At 57.5% G+C, this 17,723-nt stretch carries 16 protein-coding genes, 1 tRNA gene and 1 pseudogene; 5 read left to right on the forward strand and 13 right to left on the reverse strand.

The features are described 5' to 3' along the window. Window positions 1–51: 51 nt before the first annotated feature. Together IPM39_18400 and IPM39_18405 are read left to right on the forward strand one after the other, a co-directional pair. A complete protein-coding gene (locus tag IPM39_18400) occupies window positions 52–453 on the forward strand; it encodes a response regulator (GenBank protein ID MBK8988012.1) in 402 nt (133 codons plus the stop codon). After that, complete coding sequence (locus IPM39_18405; GenBank protein ID MBK8988013.1) at window positions 434–799, forward strand: response regulator; 366 nt, start codon at window positions 434–436, stop codon at window positions 797–799. The genes IPM39_18400 and IPM39_18405 overlap by 20 nt, the downstream gene beginning before the upstream one ends. Window positions 800–1,078: 279 nt before the next feature. Here IPM39_18405 and IPM39_18410 read toward each other — a convergent pair whose 3' ends face one another. The 5 genes from IPM39_18410 to IPM39_18430 form a co-directional block, all read right to left on the reverse strand. Next, on the reverse strand, window positions 1,079–2,116 hold the full coding sequence (locus IPM39_18410) for a 2-oxoacid:ferredoxin oxidoreductase subunit beta (protein MBK8988014.1): 1,038 nt from the start codon (window positions 2,114–2,116) through the stop codon (window positions 1,079–1,081). Beyond that, complete coding sequence (locus IPM39_18415) at window positions 2,109–3,974, reverse strand: 2-oxoacid:acceptor oxidoreductase subunit alpha (protein ID MBK8988015.1); 1,866 nt, start codon at window positions 3,972–3,974, stop codon at window positions 2,109–2,111. The genes IPM39_18410 and IPM39_18415 overlap by 8 nt, the downstream gene beginning before the upstream one ends. Window positions 3,975–4,149: 175 nt before the next feature. After that, entirely contained in the window at window positions 4,150–5,160 is a 1,011-nt protein-coding gene (locus IPM39_18420) for a 2-oxoacid:ferredoxin oxidoreductase subunit beta (protein MBK8988016.1), read from the reverse strand. A gap of 73 nt (window positions 5,161–5,233) precedes the next feature. Continuing rightward, on the reverse strand, window positions 5,234–7,102 hold the full coding sequence (locus IPM39_18425; GenBank protein ID MBK8988017.1) for a 2-oxoacid:acceptor oxidoreductase subunit alpha: 1,869 nt from the start codon (window positions 7,100–7,102) through the stop codon (window positions 5,234–5,236). Window positions 7,103–7,147: 45 nt separating this feature from the next. Further along, on the reverse strand, window positions 7,148–7,816 hold the full coding sequence (locus tag IPM39_18430; GenBank protein MBK8988018.1) for a FadR family transcriptional regulator: 669 nt from the start codon (window positions 7,814–7,816) through the stop codon (window positions 7,148–7,150). Between the two features lie 431 nt (window positions 7,817–8,247). On the opposite strand from IPM39_18430, the gene asd reads away from it, so the two are divergent. Continuing rightward, on the forward strand, window positions 8,248–9,300 hold the full coding sequence (gene asd / locus IPM39_18435; protein MBK8988019.1) for an aspartate-semialdehyde dehydrogenase: 1,053 nt from the start codon (window positions 8,248–8,250) through the stop codon (window positions 9,298–9,300). Between the two features lie 38 nt (window positions 9,301–9,338). Here the strand turns inward: asd and IPM39_18440 are convergent, their stop codons facing one another. Genes IPM39_18440 through IPM39_18450 form a run of 3 tightly spaced genes read right to left on the reverse strand, consistent with a single transcriptional unit; the run spans window position 9,339 to window position 12,676 of the window. After that, complete coding sequence (locus tag IPM39_18440; GenBank protein ID MBK8988020.1) at window positions 9,339–9,962, reverse strand: carbonic anhydrase; 624 nt, start codon at window positions 9,960–9,962, stop codon at window positions 9,339–9,341. Window positions 9,963–9,973: 11 nt separating this feature from the next. Continuing rightward, window positions 9,974–11,215, reverse strand: coding sequence for a DUF3048 domain-containing protein (locus IPM39_18445; protein MBK8988021.1), 1,242 nt, complete (start codon window positions 11,213–11,215; stop codon window positions 9,974–9,976). A 48-nt stretch (window positions 11,216–11,263) separates the two neighbouring features. Further along, a complete protein-coding gene (locus IPM39_18450) occupies window positions 11,264–12,676 on the reverse strand; it encodes an aminotransferase class V-fold PLP-dependent enzyme (protein ID MBK8988022.1) in 1,413 nt (470 codons plus the stop codon). Window positions 12,677–12,837: 161 nt separating this feature from the next. Here IPM39_18450 and IPM39_18455 point away from each other — a divergent pair. Next, window positions 12,838–12,919 (forward strand) — tRNA-Leu (locus IPM39_18455). 33 nt (window positions 12,920–12,952) lie between these two features. Here IPM39_18455 and IPM39_18460 read toward each other — a convergent pair. Next, window positions 12,953–13,885, reverse strand: coding sequence for an NAD-dependent epimerase/dehydratase family protein (locus tag IPM39_18460; protein MBK8988023.1), 933 nt, complete (start codon window positions 13,883–13,885; stop codon window positions 12,953–12,955). A 152-nt stretch (window positions 13,886–14,037) separates the two neighbouring features. Between IPM39_18460 and IPM39_18465 the strand changes: the two genes are divergently transcribed. Further along, a complete protein-coding gene (locus IPM39_18465; protein ID MBK8988024.1) occupies window positions 14,038–15,321 on the forward strand; it encodes a hypothetical protein in 1,284 nt (427 codons plus the stop codon). 236 nt (window positions 15,322–15,557) lie between these two features. On the opposite strand, the gene IPM39_18470 is transcribed toward IPM39_18465, so the two are convergent. The 4 genes and pseudogenes from IPM39_18470 to IPM39_18485 all read right to left on the reverse strand — a co-directional run bounded on the left by IPM39_18470 (window position 15,558) and on the right by IPM39_18485 (window position 17,687). Further along, window positions 15,558–15,776, reverse strand: coding sequence for a hypothetical protein (locus tag IPM39_18470; protein ID MBK8988025.1), 219 nt, complete (start codon window positions 15,774–15,776; stop codon window positions 15,558–15,560). A 76-nt stretch (window positions 15,777–15,852) separates the two neighbouring features. After that, window positions 15,853–17,098, reverse strand: a pseudogene (gene trxB, locus IPM39_18475) (thioredoxin-disulfide reductase). Next, window positions 17,049–17,348, reverse strand: coding sequence for an isoamylase early set domain-containing protein (locus IPM39_18480; protein MBK8988026.1), 300 nt, complete (start codon window positions 17,346–17,348; stop codon window positions 17,049–17,051). The pseudogene trxB and the gene IPM39_18480 overlap by 50 nt, the downstream one beginning before the upstream one ends. Window positions 17,349–17,456: 108 nt before the next feature. Continuing rightward, window positions 17,457–17,687 (reverse strand): hypothetical protein, encoded by a 231-nt coding sequence (locus tag IPM39_18485; GenBank protein MBK8988027.1) that lies wholly within the window; start codon window positions 17,685–17,687, stop codon window positions 17,457–17,459. Between the last annotated feature and the right edge of the window lie 36 nt (window positions 17,688–17,723).

Consider the following 17,723-nt stretch of genomic DNA (forward strand, 5'->3'; position numbering starts at 1 on the left):
TTTAACGAGGTAACCGCACTCACCGGGCGAACCTCGTGCAGGAGAACAGGTGTGATTCGGATACTCATCGTCGAAGATGACGATATGCTGCAAGAAATTCTCGCCGAGCGGCTCAACCTGCGCGGCTATGGGGTGGAGGTGGCCAGCAACGGGCAAGAGGGCGTTGACCTTGCCCTGGCTCATCACCCAGATATTATCCTGATGGATATGCGGATGCCTGTTCTGGATGGCTGGGAGGCGACGCGAAAACTTAAGGCACAACCGGAAACTTGTATGATTCCTGTGATTGCCCTGACGGCCCACTCTCTTGTAGGCGACCGTGAGGAGAGTCTGGCTGCCGGTTGCGACGAGTATGAGCCAAAGCCGGTGAATTTCGAGCGGTTGTTACGCAAAATTGAACAACTGGTGGGTAGTGAGGCGAGCAGTAAACGAAATGATAGCGCTGGTAATTGAAGATAACGAGATGCTCAGCGAGTTATATGTGCAGGCTTTGCAAGAAGCCGGTTTTCAGGTCGAAGGGCTGAACAACGGGCAAATTGCCCTGGAGCGGCTGCAAGAGACAGCGCCAGACCTGGTGCTGGTAGATTTGCATCTGCCGTATGTGTCGGGGGAAAAAGTGCTGGACTATATGGTGGACAATCCGCGCTTTGAGCAAACGCGCATTATTGTCGCCAGCGCCGATGGCGCCTGGGCCAGCTTTTTGAGCCAGAAAGTGGATTTTGTATTAAACAAACCAGTGAGTTATAAGCAGCTGCGTTCCCTGGCGGCACGGCTTTACACCACGTTTGTCGTCGAGTAACCGATCCCTTGCGACAAGATAAAAAATGGGACGCGGATTTCCACGGATGCAGCCGATTAATGTAATGCTCACGATTTGGTTGGAAGCGCTGTCATTCTGACGAGTCTTCGAGGAAGAATCCCCTTGCTGCCGACAAATAGGGATTCTTCGCTCCGAAGCCGGATGGCCGAAGACTCCGCTCAGAATGACCTTAACCGTGACCTTTACAGACGCAGCCGATTCACGCGGATTTTTATGATGTTTGTCCGCGAAAATCGGCTGCATCCGTGCTAAACCTGTTTAGAACTCCGTCAGCAGCGCCGCCAACGCCTGACGCGACGGCCGTAACACCTCTTCCCCCAACTGCGCCAACGGCGTAGCCACCATCCGATTTACTTCAGCCAGCGTGGGCCGCGATTCATTCAGGTAGATCAGCCCGGTGATAAATTCCTGATTGTCGTGGGCCGTTTGCAGGCGGCTCAGCGCCGCGATTTTGTTGCCGGGATCATACGCCTCTTCCAGCTTTTGCAGTCGGATGAAAGAACCATCGTGCATTTCCACCAGGCGCGTCTCGCCCGGTTCCAGGTCGTTCAATTCAATTTCCTCGGCCGGCGGAACCCATCCAAAATCGTGCAGCGGCGCTTCATGTTCACGGCCGTACCCATAACTCTTGGTAGACGTATCCGCGTTGTTAAAAGCCACGCACGGGCTGATGATGTCCAGAACGGCCGTGCCATTAAAATGCAGCGCCGCCTTCAACAATTCTCGCACCTGCTTCGCGTCGCCAGAAAAGCTCCGCGCCACAAACCCCGCCCCGGCGACAATCGCCTCCATACACAGGTCCACCGGCGGGAATTCATTTTCGCCGGCGTATTTCAACACCTGGCCCTCATCGGCTGTCGCCGAAAACTGCCCTTTGGTCAGGCCGTAGACGCCGTTGTTTTCCACCACGTACACCATGCGCACGTTGCGCCGCACCATGTGCTTAAACTGCCCCAGGCCAATGCTGCCCGTATCACCATCACCGCTGACGCCGATGGCGTGCAGGCTGTGGTTGCCCATTAACGCGCCGGTGGCAATGGAAGGCATACGGCCGTGCAGCGAATTAAAGCCAAACGACCCGCCCAAAAAGTAAGCCGGCGATTTGCTGGAGCAGCCAATCCCGCTCATGCGCAAGATGGTGTGCTGCTCAATGTCCAATTCATAGGCCACCTGCACAATCTGGTTGGCGATGGAATTATGGCCGCAACCGTTGCACAAGGTCGAAGGCAGCCCCTTGTACTCTTTCAGCGTCAGACCTAATTTATTTTCTTTACCCCGTTTTGTCTCGTTAATCATCGCTTGTCTGCTCCTTGCGCCCGGCTTCTTGCGCTGCGATGGCTTCCACCACCCAACGCGCCGTCAGCGGCAGCCCATCCATGTGGGCCAGGGAAACCAGCCGCGCCGCCTGTTCTGGCGCTTCGGTCTGCAAAATTTTGTGGATTTGGCCGTCCCGATTTAGTTCCACCACATACAATCGCTCATAACGGCCGATGAACGCCCGCACGTCGTCGTTGATAGGCAGGCCGCGCAAACGCATGAAACCCGTCGCCACGCCCTGTTTTGCCAGCCGGTCACGGGCTTCGTCAATGGCGTACTGCGTCGTGCCAAAGGCGATGATGCCAAAGGCCGCATCTGCCTCTTCCTGAATAATCGGGTCGGGGACCAACTGCCGGGCAGTCTCGAATTTACGCCGCAGCCGCAGCATGTTGTTTTCCCAATCTTGCGGCTTTTCGCTGTAGACGGCGTGCTCATTGTGGCCGGTGCCGCGGGCAAACCAGGCGGCCAGCGGATGCGGATTGCCGGGCAGGGTGCGGTAAGGGATGCCATCGCCATCCACGTCCAGATAACGGGCAAAACGGCCGTCTCGCTGCAAATCCGCTGCCGTCACCACTTTGCCCCGGTTCATCGGCTGCTCCGGGTAGGCAAACGGTTCCGTCATCCAATTGTTCATGCCCAGGTCCAGGTCGCTCAGCACAAACACTGGCGTCTGCAATTCATCCGCCAGGTCAAACGCCGTCACGCCAAATTCAAAACACTCGGCAACCGACGCCGGGAACAAAATCACATTCAGCGTATCGCCATGCCCCAGGTAATAGGTGAACAGTACGTCGCCCTGGCCGGTGCGCGTGGGCAGGCCGGTGCTTGGCCCCACTCGCTGCACGTTCCAAATGACGGCCGGCGTCTCGCTAAAGTAACCCAGGCCGGCAAACTCGGCCATCAGCGAAATGCCCGGCCCAGAAGTGGCGGTCATCGCCCGCGCCCCGCTCCAGCCCGCGCCCAAAATCATGCCGATGGCCGCCAATTCGTCCTCGGCCTGCACCACGGCGTAGGTGGCCTGACCCGTTTCTGGGTCGCGCCGCAGCCGGGGCAGGTAGTCGTTCAGGGCGTCAATCAGGCTGGTGGACGGGGTAATGGGATACCAGGCAGCGAAGGAAACGCCGCCAAAGACCGCGCCCAGGGCGGCCGCTTCGTTGCCCGTGATGAGCATCTTGCCGGCCGTTGCGGCCATCGGCTCCACACGGTAGAGACTGTTGTAGACGATGTTGTCGTTGGCCCACTGGTAGGCGGCGCGCACTACCGCCATGTTGGAATCCACAAATTTGCGCCGTTGTTTGAAGTGAACGTCCAGCGCTTCGTCAATTTTTGCCAGGGGAACGCCGAGCAAATAGGCCATCGCGCCCACGTAAACCATGTTGGCGATGTAGTCGCCCAGCTTGCCTTTTAGCCCACTTTCGGCCACAAACGGCCGTACCGGAATGCCCACCATCGTCACGTCGTCGCGCGTGGGCAGGCTGCGGAAGTCGGCGTTGTAAAGGCAAAGGCCGCCGGGCGGCAGGTCGCGCACGTCCTGGTAAATGGTGGTTTCGTTGAAGGCGACCAGCAGTTCGTTGGTTTCACGCCGGGCGGTATAGCCATCTTGGCTGACGCGAATGTGGTACCAGGTGGGTAAACCCTGGATATTGGACGGGAAGATATTTTTGCCGTTCACCGGCACGCCCATTTTGAAGATGGCCCGCAGCAGGGCCATGTTGGCCGTCTGGCTGCCGGTCCCGTTGGCGGTAGCCACGACAATGGCAAAATCGTTGATGATGGGTTTGTCGGTGGGAGGTTGGGCAACGGCCGTTGCCTCCACCGCGTTTTCTATCACAGCCATAAGAGACGCTCCTTAAAAAAGCCAGGGGCGACGCCTACGCGCCGCCCCACAAAAATCACACGGAAGATTGGACAAATCTTCTGAGATTTGTCCAATCTAAACGTGTAGATTATTCAAATCTCGTTCCTAAGATTTATCCACGAAAATCCGTCAAATCCGTGTCCCAATATCGCAGCTAAACCGTCCACACGTCGGCCGCGTGATACAGTTTTTGCAGATCGCCAACGCCTTTACGTTCCTGGGCCATGCGCACCTGCCCCATCAATTCTTCCGTATACGTCGGTTTGCGCACCTGGCGAATCACGCCCATCGGCGGCGGATAATTGGGGTGCTCCATATGCGCCAGAATATAGGCCAATTCTTGCGACGTTTCATCGTGGACAATCAAGTCTTTTTCGCTAAATTCGCCGCCCAATTCCACCACTTCCGGCTTAAAGCCGTTCAGTCGCACGCCCTTGTCGTTGTTTTTGCCAAAAATCAGCGGCTTGTCATGCTCCAGATAGATCACATGGTCGGGGCGGGTGCGGCGGTCGTCTATGCCGGCCCACTCGTTGGGGTTGAAGATGACACAATCCTGGTAAATTTCTACAAACGACGTGCCTTCGTGGGCGGCGGCGGCGCGCAAAACTTCACCCAAATGCACCGTGTCGGTGTCCATGGCCCGGGCGACAAAGGTGGCCTCGGCCGACAGCGCCAATGTCAGAGGGTTGAGCGGCTGCTCGATGGACCCCATGGGCGATGATTTGGTTTTCTTGCCCTTGCGTGAAGTGGGCGAGTATTGCCCTTTGGTCAGGCCGTAGATACGGTTGTTGAACAGCAGGATCTTGAGGTCGACGTTGCGGCGCATGGCGTGGATCAGGTGGTTGCCGCCGATCGACATCGCGTCGCCGTCGCCGGTGACGACCCAGATGTTCAGGTCGGGGTTGGCTGCCGCCAGACCAGAGGCCAGCGTGGGGGCACGGCCGTGTATGCTGTGAATGCCGTAGGTGTTCATGTAATACGGGAAGCGGCTGGAGCAGCCAATACCCGAAATAAAGACGATCTTTTCTTTGGGGATACCCAACTCCGGCAGCACTTTCTGCATTTGCGCCAAAATCGAATAATCGCCACAGCCCGGACACCAGCGCACCGTCTGGTCAGACACAAAATCTTTGCGTGTTAGTTCTAATGAAATTGTTTCAGTCATGATTTTCTCCCGGTTGTCAGTGGTCAGTGTTCAGTGGGAAACAGTGAATACTGGTTACTGAACAGTGAACACTTCACTCACCGCTAAACAGCTCTTGAAGTTTCTGGTACACCTCGCCGATTTTGAACGGCCGTGCGTGCAAATTCGGATAAGGCATGATGTTGTCCAGACCAAACGTGCCGCGCAAAACAAACGCCAGTTGGCCGCTGTTCAGTTCAGGAACAAGGATACGCTTGTAGTTCCTGAGAATACTTCCCAAATTGCGCGGGAAGGGGTTGAGGATGCGCAAATGGGCGTGGGCCACGTCGTACCCTTTGCTTTGGGCGCGGGTAACGGCCGTGCGTACCGCCCCAAATGTCCCGCCCCACGTCAGCACCAACAGATCACCTTCCGCCGGACCAAACACCTCTTGTTCGGGGAAAGCGTCGGCCAACCGCGCCACCTTCTCGGCGCGCAGGTGGATCATCTGCTCATGGTGGCGCGGGTCTTGCGACACATTGCCGGTGATCGGCGCTTTGGATAGGCCGCCGATGCGGTGTTCCAGACCAGGCGTACCGGGAATGGCCCACGGCCTTGCCAGCGTCTCCTCATCGCGCAAATACGGGAAAAACGGCGCGTCGCCGTTGCTGTCGCTGCGCCCTTCAGGGTGGCGCACCTCAATCGGCGCAATGTCGTCCGGGTTGGGGATGTGCCACGGTTCTGAGCTGTTCGCCAGGTAGCCTTCCGACAAAATGACCACCGGCGTCATGGCGCGCACCGCCAGACGGCACGCCTCATAGGCAATATCGAAGCAGTCGGCCGGACCTTGTGGGGCCAGGACAGGGATGGGGCTTTCTCCGTTACGGCCGTACAACACCTGCAACAAATCCCCCTGCTCTGTCTTCGTTGGCATCCCGGTGCTGGGGCCGCCGCGCTGCACGTCTATAATCACCATCGGCAGTTCCAGCATAATCGCCAGATTCATCGCCTCGCTTTTTAGCGCCAGGCCAGGGCCGCTGGTCCCGGTCACGGCCAATGCGCCGCCAAACGCCGCGCCAATCACCGACCCCATCGCCGCGATTTCATCTTCCGCCTGGAAGGTGCGCACGTCGAAATTGCGCAGCGGCGCCAGCGCGTGCAAAATATCGCTGGCCGGGGTGATGGGGTATGAGCCATAAAACAACGGTTTGCCCATCTTTTGCGCGGCCGTCACCAGCCCCAGCGCCGTCGCCTCATTCCCGGTCACGTTGCGATACGTGCCCGATGGCAAAGAAGCCGGCCGAATATGGAACCGTCGCCGGAAAACTTCCGTTGTCTCGCCAAAGAAGAAGCCCATTTCCAGCGCGATTTTGTTGGCCTGAGCGATTTCCGGCTTCTGGGCGAATTTGTGTTCAATCCAAGATTCGGACGTTTCCAAACGGCGATCAAAAATCCAAAAGGCCAGTCCCAAAGCAAAAAAGTTCTGGCAGCGGTCCTTTTCCTTCGTCGTCAGGGTGGTTAACCCTTTTAACGCTTCACGGGTTAACGAAGTCAGGGGCACTTCGTGGACCTCATACCCTTTCAGCGAGCCATCTTCCAATGGGTTCGCCGCGTAATCCGCTTTTTTCAGATTAGCCGGGGTAAAGGCGTCGGTGTTGACAATGATAATGCCGCCAATTTCCAGATCAGGCAGGCTGACTTTCAGAGCGGCCGGATTCATCGCTACCAGCATAAATGGTGCATCGCCCGGCGTCAGAATGTCGTGCTGCGACAAATTCACCTGGAAGCCGCTGACGCCGGCCAACGTGCCGGCCGGGGCGCGAATTTCCGCCGGATAATCTGGCAGCGTGCTGATGTCGTTGCCAAACACGGCCGACGCTGTGGTGAATTGAGTCCCAGTAAGCTGCATACCATCGCCAGAGTCACCGGCAAAACGGATGACAACCGATTCTAGTTCCTCAAAATGGTCAGTGGGAACACTCATAACACTCTCCTCATCCATAAAAATATCAACCCTTCCCAGACCAGATCAGCCTGAGGGAATGGTTGGCAGTAAACCAAAATGCTCGGTTAACAAAACCAAACCCTGGTCAAAATCATTGGTGTCCAGGGCGTCTACGATGCGCTCGTGATACGTCCAAACGTCTAGCCAGTACTGATAATTGGCAAAGCGGGTTAATTCTGACGCTTCATAGGCGTCCCAATAAGCAGACAGCAACCCCTGTACAAAAGGATTATCCAGATGCCGGTAAGTCTTCAGGTGAAATTGGCGGTGTTCGCCATTCGGGACGTGTACCGGCTGCCCGCGCAGCTTGCCCCACGCCTGCTCCACCAGACGGCGCATCGCCGCTTTGTCCTCCGGGGTCAGGCGAACAACGGCTTCGTGCCACATATGGGTTTCGATGGCCTGGCGTAAGGCGCTAAATTGGGCAAACTGTGCCTCGCCAGTGCCCAGGCTAAACAGCAGCGCCGTCAGGACGGCCGGGGCAAAATCAAACGGTTCGCGCTGGATGCCTTTGCGTGTTTTGACAGAAACAAAACCGAGGGTGCGGGCCACTTCCAACTGCTCGCGCAGTTTGCCCATGCTGATACCCAGCTCGTCGCCGACCTGGTTTAGCGTCGGCAGCCGATCACCTGGTTCGACGTGATGGTCAATCAGATATTTGATGAAGTCAGAATCGAGTTTGTGCAGCAGCATACGTCTATTTATCTAATAAATCAGATTAATCAGATGAATCCGATTGTACCAAAACTGGCAATGTGCAACAAGCGGGTCAGGCAATGTCTGGTGGTTATTTCCTTGACAAGCCGTCTGTCATTCCTATAATTCTGCGAAATCTACAAGGGCGTTGCCGCTGGTGATGCCGACAACGCGATGACCGGGACGAGTAACCGCTGAGACTGTTTTAGAGAGCGCACGGCCGTCAGGCTGGAAGCGAGAGTATTCAGTATTCAGTCACCAGTGTTCAGTGGCAAACACTGAACACTGAATACTGAACACCGAATACTAAACTTGGGTGGAACCGCGAGCGCCATCGCCCCAATGTGGGCGGCGGCGCTTTTTTTATAGGCGATTGGCGATTGACGATTGAGAATATGCGCTCAATCGTCAATCAGCATGGAGCGAAAATGAGCAATAAAATTCCTGTTGGTATTCTGGCGGCTACGGGTTCCGTAGGCCAACGTTTTATTATGCACCTGGTGGATCATCCCTGGTTTGAGATCGTCGCACTTACCGGTTCCGAGCGCACAGCCGGACGGCCGTACCGCGAAGGCGTTAACTGGTTGTTGGATGGTGACCCACCCGAACAGGTGGCGGATATGATCGTCCAGCCGACTGAGCCGAACCTGGAACCCAAAGTGCTGTTCTCTGCCTTGCCCACGGCCGACGCCCGCGAGTTGGAACCGAAATTTGCCGCGGCTGGCTACACCGTGCTGACCAACGCTTCCCCTTTCCGCATGGACCCGTTCGTGCCGCTGCTAATCCCGGAGGTGAACCCCGACCACACGGCTATCATCCCCCACCAGCAAAAGGCATACGGCTGGCCCGGCTGCATCATCGCCAACGCCAACTGCTCCACCACCAGCATCGTCCTGCCGATGAAGATTTTGCATGAGGCGTATGGCATCGAGTCGGCCGTGGTGGTGACGATGCAGGCGATTTCCGGCGCGGGCTACCCCGGCGTGCCCTCGCTGGACATCATGGACAATATCATCCCGTACATTGGCGGCGAAGATGGCAAATTGGAGACGGAGCCGCGTAAGTTGTGTGGGCGGTATGTGGACGGCCGTTTTGAATTAGCCGATTTCAAAGTCAGCGCCCAGGCTAACCGCGTGCCGGTGATAGACGGGCATTTGGGCAGCGTTTCAGTGAAGTTGCAGCAGGCAGTGACGCCAGAGGAAGCCATCGCCCTGTTCCAGGAGTGGCAGCCGCCGGAAATTTGCCGCGAACTGCCCACCATGCCCAATCCTGCGCTCATTTATCGCCCCGAACCAGATCGGCCGCAGCCGCGCAAGGACCGCGACGCGGGCAATGGTCTGGCCTGGACGGTGGGCAAGGTGCGCGAATGCCCGGTGAATACGCTGCGCTTCATGGCAATTGCCCACAATACCCTACGCGGCGCGGCCAGCGGCTCGGTGTTAAATGCAGAGCTGCTGGTGAAGCAGGGGATGTTGAGATGATAAGGTGACTTGGTGACAAGGTGTACCTTGTCACCAAGTCACCCTTTAACTCTGTCTAAGAACGCCACGACGCCGGTCTCCAGCGAGTATTCAGCGCCCACAATTTGCACGCCATCGCGCTGAATCAACTGTTCCAGAACGGCCGAACCGTGCCGCAGATGGTTTACAGAGACAGCGATGTTGGCCCGCACGGCCTGGCGCACCAATTCATCCCGGTCGTGGCGCAGATCGGTCGCCAACAACGGCTGCACCGAGGGGCGAATGCGGTCTACGATGGAGCGCAAGTTGGGCGAGCGCTGCTCTGTGGGGTGCGTCAGTTCGTCCAGGGTGGTGAGAATGGCGCCGCACTGGGAATGGCCCAATACCACCACCAGCCGCGTGCCAAATTTAGTCGCGGCAAATTCCACACTGCCCACCAATGAAGGGGCGACAATGTTGCCCGCTACGCGGATGACAAACAGGTCGCCCAGGCCCTGGTCGAAGATGATTTCCGCCGGAACCCGCGAATCGGAACAGCCGAGGATGATGGCAAACGGCGCCTGACCGACCAGTAATTCGCTGCGCCGCGCCTGGCTGGCCAGGGTACCACGAGCGGAAATGCCGGAAATGAAACGGCCGTTGCCTTCTTGCAGCCGTTCAAGCGCTTCTTTCGCGGCGATCATCGTGCTGTCTGTCACGGGGTAATCTGCACCGCGCCTTCGTAGCCGCGCCAGGTAGGCACAATTTGTACCCAGGTGTTGCCTACTTTAAGCGGGAAGGGATTGCCTTCTTTGTCGGTAAAGGTAAGCAGGTCGTAACGGCCGACGCGCTGCCAGGTAACTGGAAACTGCTGCCCGTCGCGCAGCACAATGCCGCTGCCACTGCCCCATAACTGGATTTCCACCGAGAGGGCCAGGCAGTTGCCGGCGGCGTCTACCTGTTCGCAGATAGATGGGTCTTGCACGTGGTAAGGGGTGATGATGACGACATTGGCCGTGTGCGCCTGTTCGCCGCTGTTGCCATCCAACACGGGTTGGCCGTCGCCGTAACGGTAGTAACGGCCGTCCTCCGCATTGTAACGCCACTCCACTTCTTCCCAGATGTAGTCAATCTTCAGGTTCGTCGCCGGCTGCCCGCCCTCTGGCGCTTCGGTGCCAAAAGCCATCACCTGATTAAAGTTGGGCGCGGTGTTCAGGCCGCGATCCTCGAGTTCCTGGTAGATGCCAACGGGATCAATGTACAGGGTGTGTTCCGTTGGTTTGTTCTCGCCGGAACGGTAGTAGCCCTGGGCGTTGGAGCGCAAAATCCGCGAGCTGAAATCGGAGGCGAACAGCAGGCGGCTGACGCCGATGCCGGCGCCGGAGTATACCAGCGCCGCGTCATACATGGCCGGCAGTTCCAGGTCAATCATCCGGGCGCTGCGAATGGGGCCGATTTTTTCCGGCAGGCTGTCGTAGAAGATGGCCGACAGTCGGGTGACGCTGCCTTCGGCCAGATGTTCGTAGATGATGTCGGCGTCATTCAGGCCAGACTGGGGGCGGACGTAGCTGGGCGGGGAATTGGGGATTTTGACGATGATGGGCCGGCGCTGCAAATCGGCCGGGTCCACCAGTTCGCCGGTGAGGGGATTGCGGTTGTCGCCAAAATCCTCGGCCGTCAGCAGGGTAACGGGTTCCAGCGCCGGATCAGGTGTGGCGGCCGGCAGCGGCGTGGCCGTGGGAGCCGGGGCCAGGGTAGGTGGTGGCGGCAAAGTGGCCGGGCCAGAGGCCCCGGTGGTGGGGGGGATGGTGGGGATGGTTTGGGCGACGGCCGTTGCCCCCACCACCCCATCCGCCGCAGGAGGAATGGGCGTTGGCAGTAGTTCCTCTTTGTTGCTGCACGCTGCCAGCGCCAACAACAACATCAATGATACAAATAATGAATGCCACAGTTTCATACAGTTCAAAGCCTCTTACTGAATTTCTAAGACCCGTCGGGTCTATTTTTACAATAGCTGGAAGTGATCGGCCAATGGCTCGACGAAATTGGCCGGGGCGTATTCGCCGGAAGCTGTGTCTAGCGTGTAATCGCCCCGGTAGTCGCCGCGAGCGATGCGCGTCAGCATCTCTACCAGCCGGTCCACATCACCTGTGTTGTTATAACAGCCAAAGCTGGCGCGAACCATACCGGGCATATGCGATTTGTCGCCGGAAAGCAGCTGATCGCGCCACGTGGCGGCCGCAGCGTCATCCAATTGCAGCAAATGGACCACATAGGGATGGGCGCAGAAGCAGCCGCTGCGCACGCCAATACCCCCTTCGTAACCCAAAATCGCCGCCAATTTAAAGTGGGAAATGCCCGCCAGATTGAAGGGAATGACGCCCACTTTTTCATGGGCGCGGCTGGGGTCCGTTTCACCGTAGATTTGCAGGTCGGGGACGGTTGGCAGGCGTTCCAGGGCGTAGGCGATGAGTTCTTCCTCGTGGGCGGCGATCTGCTCCATACCCACGTCCATGAGAATTTGCGCCGCCACTGCCATCGCCATAGCGCCAACGACGTTGGGGCTGCCCGCTTCGTCGCGGTCGGGCACGCCAGCCCAGTGTACTTCGTCCAGCGTCACCACTTCTACCGTGCCGCCGCCCACATAGTCGGGTATGCCTTGCAGGAAAATGGCTTTGGGGCCGATGAGCGCGCCGGTTCCAAAAGGGGCGTACATTTTATGCCCGGACAGGACGACAAAATCCAGATGTTCGGGGTCGTCGTCGGGGCGCATATCTACGCGGCGGTGGGGGGCGAGTTGGGCGGCGTCTACCAGGATGAGCGCCCCGGCGGCGTGGGCCTTGCGCGCCAGGCGGTGGATGGGCTGCAAGAAGCCGCTGACGTTGGACGCGCCAGTGACGGCGACCAGAGCGACGCGCCCGGCATTTTCACGCATGAGTTGATCGAAGTGGTTTTCGTCGAAACGGCCGTCCTTCATTGCCCGTACATGCCGCACATTGGCCCGCTGCCGCCAGGGTAGGTCGTTGGAATGGTGTTCCAACTGGGTGGTGATGACCACTGAGTCTGGCTGGAAGGGGAAGCGATAAGAGAGTTTGTTCAGCGCTTCGGTGGAATTTTTGCCGAAGATGACGGTATTGGTGGCTAAATCTGCGCCGACAAAATGGCCGATAATCTGATGGGCCTGGTCGTAGGCGGCCGTGCTGAGGCGCGACTTAAAGCCTGTGCCACGATGGACGCTGGCGTAATAGGGCATGAACTGGACGATGGCGTCCAAGACGGGTTGGAGGGCGGGGGTGCTGGCGGCGTTGTCCAGGTTGATGTAGGGTTGGCAACGGCCGTCTAGCAGCGGCACAGGTTGGTCTAAACCAACAATGTGGCGGCGTAAATCGGCCACGGAGGTGATAGAAGTGGGGTTCATGGGAGACTCCTGGAGAGTTGTGAATTGTGAATTGTGAATTGGAGCATGTTCAGTTTGGGTAACAGGTCCTTCTACGAAACTCAGGGAAAGATACGTATTTTATCACCACCCAATTTTTTTGACTCTACCCGGTCACAAGTTATAATACCTTTCGCTGCATCGCCCAGGTGGCGGAATTGGCATACGCGGCAGGTTGAGGGCCTGTGCCCTTAGGGCGTGGAGGTTCGAGTCCTCTCCTGGGCATGAAGAGCCGGAACATCATTGTTCCGGCTCTTTTTATTTTATCCGACTAAACCGCTCATCCTCTTGTAGGGTGCGGCGCAGGCCGGCCGTCAGGCTGGTGGTGGGGCGGAAGCCGAGCAGCGTTTGCGCCCGACTGATGCCGGCCACCAGGCGGGGAACGCCGCCGCTTTTTTCGTTGTTGTAGATGCGGCTGACAGCGCGACCGGTTACGTGTTCAATCTGGTCTACCAATTGGTTGAGGCTGGTTTCCACGCCGCTGCCGATATTGATGATTTGCCGGTTGACCTGACCGGCCGTAGCGGCGCTTACCAGCGCGGCCACAACGTCGTCTACATAGACAAAATCGCGGGTCTGGTCGCCAGCGCCAAACAAGACCACCGAACCGCCGGTAAGCGCCTGCTGCAAAAAACGGGGGATGACCGGGGCATGAGAGACGGGCAGGCTTTGGCGCGGGCCATAGGCGTTGAAAATACGCAGGGCGACGGTTTCAATTCCCCACAAGTGGCCGATGGTGTGGATGTATTGTTCGGCGGCCCATTTGCTGACGGCATAGGGGGAATCGGGCTGGGGTTGGTCGTCTTCATGGACGGGCTGGTTGGGCAAACGGCCGTATATCGCCCCTGACGACGCAAACACCACCCGCCGCACCCCGGTATCGCGCATCGCTTCCATCAGCCCAACTGTGCCGCCGACGTTGACGCGGGTGTAGTCGCGCGGGTGATGGATAGATTGGGCCACGGAAACGCGAGCGGCCAGGTGATAGACGCAGTCTACGCCTTGCAGCAAAGACCACAGATGGGGAATGTTGTCTACGTCGCCCTGGTGGAAGGTAACGGCCGCAGCCAGATACCCCGCATTCCCATTGCTCAGATCATCCAACACGCTCACCATGTGCCCGGCTTCGGCCAGCCAGTTCGCCAGCGCCGCGCCCAAAAAGCCCGCCCCCCCGGTAATTAAAAATCGCATCGTCGTTACTCCTGATGGTATTGTCGTGCCTCAGGCGTCAGGCGTCAACCTCCCCCGGCGTTTTACGCTTGACGCCGAAAGTTGCTTAGCGTCTGGTGAAGCGCACGGCCGTTTCCTTGTACGCCCATCCCCAGTTGACTATCATCCAGCCTATGCGTAAACAGCTTCTCTTACAGCTTGCAAAAGTTGCCACCCTCCTGACCATGTTGGCCTTGCTGTTAGTGCCTAATTGGCCCGCTTTTGGCCAGGAAGCCTACCAACTACAAGCCATTGTTGGGCCAAACCAGTTTGATTTTGTTGTTTGGGAGCTGCGTGCTGCCTGGGCGAAGGGGACGGCGATTCTGAGCAACGGGCACGCTTTTCTGGATGAGACGGCGCGCCGCCAGGCGGTGCTGGACTATCTGAACATGGTGCAAACCAGCAGCCGCCTCAACTGGGAGATTGAACAGGCTTACGTAAACCCAGATGTGGCCGACCCGGATGCGGCCACCCAGACGCAGCAGGCCGAATTGGCCGCCAGCCGCGCCGCAATGGCCCGCCTACAGCCGTTGGCGGAGGCCGTCTTGCAAGACCAGGTGGCGCAAATTTTGCGCGAACAAGGGCTGCAAATAGCCGGGCGAACGTGGCCGCCGGTGATGATGCACATGACCCCCCTGCCAACGATTCTTATTGTCTCGCCGCGAGACAAAATTGAGCGCCAATACCAGATTTCCCTGGCGGTGGGCCTGACCACGCCGCAGAAGGAAGCGATGGAAACGGCCGTCGCCGACACCCTGAGCCTCTCAGCCCTGGTTGTGCCCATTGGCGGACTGGCCGTATACCCGGCGATGATCATGGAAACGAGCAACATCAACTGGCTGGCCGATGTGACGGCCCACGAATGGACCCATCATTGGCTCATGCCCTATCCGGTGAGCCTGAATTACGTCAGCGACCCCCAGGTGCGCACCATCAACGAGACGGTGGCCTCTATTGTGGGACGGGAGATTGGCGAGCAGGTGATCGCCCGGTTTTACCCGGAATTTGTGCCCCCGCCGGCCGCGCCGACGGCCCTCGCCCCGCTAGACCCTGACGCACCACCCCCATTTAACTTTGCCGCCGAAATGGCCGCTACCCGGATTCAGGCCGACGCGATGCTGGCGGCCGGCGACGTGGACGGCGCGGAAGCGTATATGGAGCCGCCGCCGCAGCTGTTTGTGGCAAACGGGTACACCATTCGCAAACTGAACCAGGCTTATTTTGCCTTCTACGGCGCTTATGCTGACGAACCGGGCGCAGCCGGCGCCGATCCAATTGGCCCGACGGTGCTGGCGCTGCGCGAGGCCAGCCCATCGCTCAAAGATTTCTTGCAGCGGGTGGCCCGGATTGGCAGTTTTGCTGATTTACAGCAGGTGGCAGCAGAGGCGGGGTTAGAAGCAACGGCCGTTACCCCATAGTTTTTATCATCCCCCAAAACTGAACACTGAACACCCCTCCTACTCCGCCTCGTCATCGGAGGCGACCAAAGTCCGCAAGACAACTAGCAGATGATTGGGGCAGGTACTCAGGGGGCAAGGGCAATAGGCTTCTAAATCAGCCAGGGCGTCCTGGTAACGAGCAATTTTGCTGGGCCAGCAAGGCGCGGTTAAACAGCGTTCCGCTGCATAAAACGGACTCTTCAACCAACCAGGCGTTAAAATCGGCCAACGCCTCTTCCATAACGCCCCAATTCCCGAAACAATAAGACCCCACGTTCCAAACGCACCCGTAGAAACGTGGGGTCAATCTCATAGGCCTTCGTAAAATAACGTACCGCCGCCTCATGTTCGCTGCGCATGGCGTTTTGGTTGCCAAAATAGCGGTGCAGTCCGCCCCAGGTGTAAACCAGATAAGCCCAAAGGAAACGCAGCATGATGGTGTTCGGTATCCAGTAGCCAGTGTTCAGTGTTCAGTGTTCTGTAAACTGTTGACTGAACACTGTTCACTTCTTACTCTCGTTCGCTCAGCCACCGTTCTGTCTGCATACCGGCAGCCACGCCCTGGCCTACCGACGTGCCGACCTGGCGATAAATGGGGTCCTGAATTTCACCGGCGGCAAATACGCCCGACACACTGGTACGCATCAGCTCATCGGTGATGATATAGCCATGCTCGTCCATAGCTACCTGCCCTTCCAGGAACTTGCTGTTAGGATAATGGCCGACAAACACAAACACACCATCAATCGGCATTTCGCTGGCTTCGTTGGTTTTTAGATTATGCGCTTTAACAGCTTGAACAGTGCCGTTGCCCAATTTCCTCAACGGCCGAGTCCCACACAAAGCGGATTTTTCGTTGGCGAAAGCGCGCTTCTGCAGCGCCGGCCCGGCGCGAAGGGATCCCGCGCGGTGAACAACGCTGACGGAGTTGGCAAACTTGGTCAGGAACAATCCTTCTTCCAGAGCGCTGTCGCCGCCGCCGACGACGATCACCTCTTTGCCGCGAAAGAAGAAGCCATCGCATGTGCCGCAGTAGCTAACGCCGCGGCCAATAAACTCTTCCTCGCCCGGTATGCCCAGGCGGCGCGGCGAAGCGCCAGCCGTCACAATGACGGCGTCGGCCTGATATTCATTGCCGTAAGTTTTGACGGTAAACGGCGAGCCTTTGCTAAAGTCCACCGCAACCACTTCGTCGTATTCCAGGCGCGCGCCAAAGTGCTCGGCCTGTTTCTGCATCACTTCTACCAGTTCGGGACCGGTGAACGGGCGTTCCTGGGACCAGAAACCCAGGGTAATTTTCTATTTCAGAAGTTAAAGCCACCTGCCCGCCGATTTGGGTTCCGGCAATGACCAGCGGCTGTAGTTGGGCGCGCGCCGTGTAGATGGCGGCTGCCAGTCCAGCGGGACCTGAGCCAATAATAATGACATGTTCTTTTCCATGAATGCTCCTTTTTGAAATTGGAAGCCCCCAAGGGTTTCTCCGTTGGTTTGATGAAAACCCTTGGGGTTTGCCGTTTTGATTCTTGAATAACCAAGATGGTCTGGAATCCCATAGGGTCTGTACGACAAGGAATTTGGCAGGACGGCCATTTCTCTTACCTGCAAATTGTAACGTGAGGGAGGGCGCTGTACAACCAGAGGTGGTAGTGGGGAAAACAAAAAGCGGTCTGCTGCCAGACCGCTTTTTAATGCGAAAAAGATGGTGGTTAGTTTTCAGAGCTGGTGAACACAACGCTGTTGTCGCTGCCGTGTTCATTGGTCCAGTAGGCATCGGCGGCTTCATCGTTAGCCCAGGTTGTGCCATCTACGAAGTAGCGGAACTGGTATTTTCCATCTTTGGGCAGACGAACCTTGGCCCGGAAAGCGCCTTCTTTTGTCTTTTTCATGGCAACCGGTTCCCAATTGTGTGCGTCGCTGAACAGGGCTACTTCTGTGGCTTCGGGGGCTGAAAACTCGAATGTCACTTCGCATTCGTCGTTGGTTTTAAAGAATTTTTTCTTAAGCATGGGTTAACTCCTTCAAAACTAACTCGCATCTTATCTTTATATCAGGCCGCACCTTTTGTTTTCAGGTGAACAGGGCAGCGTAAGATTATAACGGCCGATTCTAACCGGTCAAATCTGGCTACTCTGGTAAATAAGGGGAAGGGGGCGCCGCCATTTGTGGTCTGGGGGACCATCTGGCAGGCACCTGAGGTCAAAAACGTTCGGTAAAGCGTGAATTTGGTGCAAAATGCGCACCAATTGGCGGGGGCGAAGCACTTCTAGCGTTAGAATAATCTGCAATTCGCCGCCGCGCCGGGGTGGGGTATGGATATAAGCAATGTTAATTTGCTCATCTTCCATTAATTGGGAAATCTCAAATAATAGACCCTGGTCGGT

Origin of the sequence: Candidatus Leptovillus gracilis, assembly GCA_016716065.1 — a bacterium.
Taxonomy (GTDB): domain Bacteria; phylum Chloroflexota; class Anaerolineae; order Promineifilales; family Promineifilaceae; genus Leptovillus; species Leptovillus gracilis.

What these genes read in the sequence shown, in the direction of transcription:
- IPM39_18405 (MBK8988013.1), top strand. Translation starts at nt 434, where the DNA reads ATGATAGCGCTGGTAATTGAAGATAACGAGATGCTCAGCGAGTTATAT.
- IPM39_18410 (MBK8988014.1), bottom strand. Translation starts at nt 2,116, where the DNA reads ATGATTAACGAGACAAAACGGGGTAAAGAAAATAAATTAGGTCTGACG.
- IPM39_18415 (MBK8988015.1), bottom strand. Translation starts at nt 3,974, where the DNA reads ATGGCTGTGATAGAAAACGCGGTGGAGGCAACGGCCGTTGCCCAACCT.
- IPM39_18420 (MBK8988016.1), bottom strand. Translation starts at nt 5,160, where the DNA reads ATGACTGAAACAATTTCATTAGAACTAACACGCAAAGATTTTGTGTCT.
- IPM39_18425 (MBK8988017.1), bottom strand. Translation starts at nt 7,102, where the DNA reads ATGAGTGTTCCCACTGACCATTTTGAGGAACTAGAATCGGTTGTCATC.
- IPM39_18430 (MBK8988018.1), bottom strand. Translation starts at nt 7,816, where the DNA reads ATGCTGCTGCACAAACTCGATTCTGACTTCATCAAATATCTGATTGAC.
- asd (MBK8988019.1), top strand. Translation starts at nt 8,248, where the DNA reads ATGAGCAATAAAATTCCTGTTGGTATTCTGGCGGCTACGGGTTCCGTA.
- IPM39_18440 (MBK8988020.1), bottom strand. Translation starts at nt 9,962, where the DNA reads ATGATCGCCGCGAAAGAAGCGCTTGAACGGCTGCAAGAAGGCAACGGC.
- IPM39_18445 (MBK8988021.1), bottom strand. Translation starts at nt 11,215, where the DNA reads ATGAAACTGTGGCATTCATTATTTGTATCATTGATGTTGTTGTTGGCG.
- IPM39_18450 (MBK8988022.1), bottom strand. Translation starts at nt 12,676, where the DNA reads ATGAACCCCACTTCTATCACCTCCGTGGCCGATTTACGCCGCCACATT.
- IPM39_18460 (MBK8988023.1), bottom strand. Translation starts at nt 13,885, where the DNA reads ATGCGATTTTTAATTACCGGGGGGGCGGGCTTTTTGGGCGCGGCGCTG.
- IPM39_18465 (MBK8988024.1), top strand. Translation starts at nt 14,038, where the DNA reads ATGCGTAAACAGCTTCTCTTACAGCTTGCAAAAGTTGCCACCCTCCTG.
- IPM39_18470 (MBK8988025.1), bottom strand. Translation starts at nt 15,776, where the DNA reads ATGCTGCGTTTCCTTTGGGCTTATCTGGTTTACACCTGGGGCGGACTG.
- IPM39_18480 (MBK8988026.1), bottom strand. Translation starts at nt 17,348, where the DNA reads ATGCTTAAGAAAAAATTCTTTAAAACCAACGACGAATGCGAAGTGACA.
- IPM39_18485 (MBK8988027.1), bottom strand. Translation starts at nt 17,687, where the DNA reads ATGGAAGATGAGCAAATTAACATTGCTTATATCCATACCCCACCCCGG.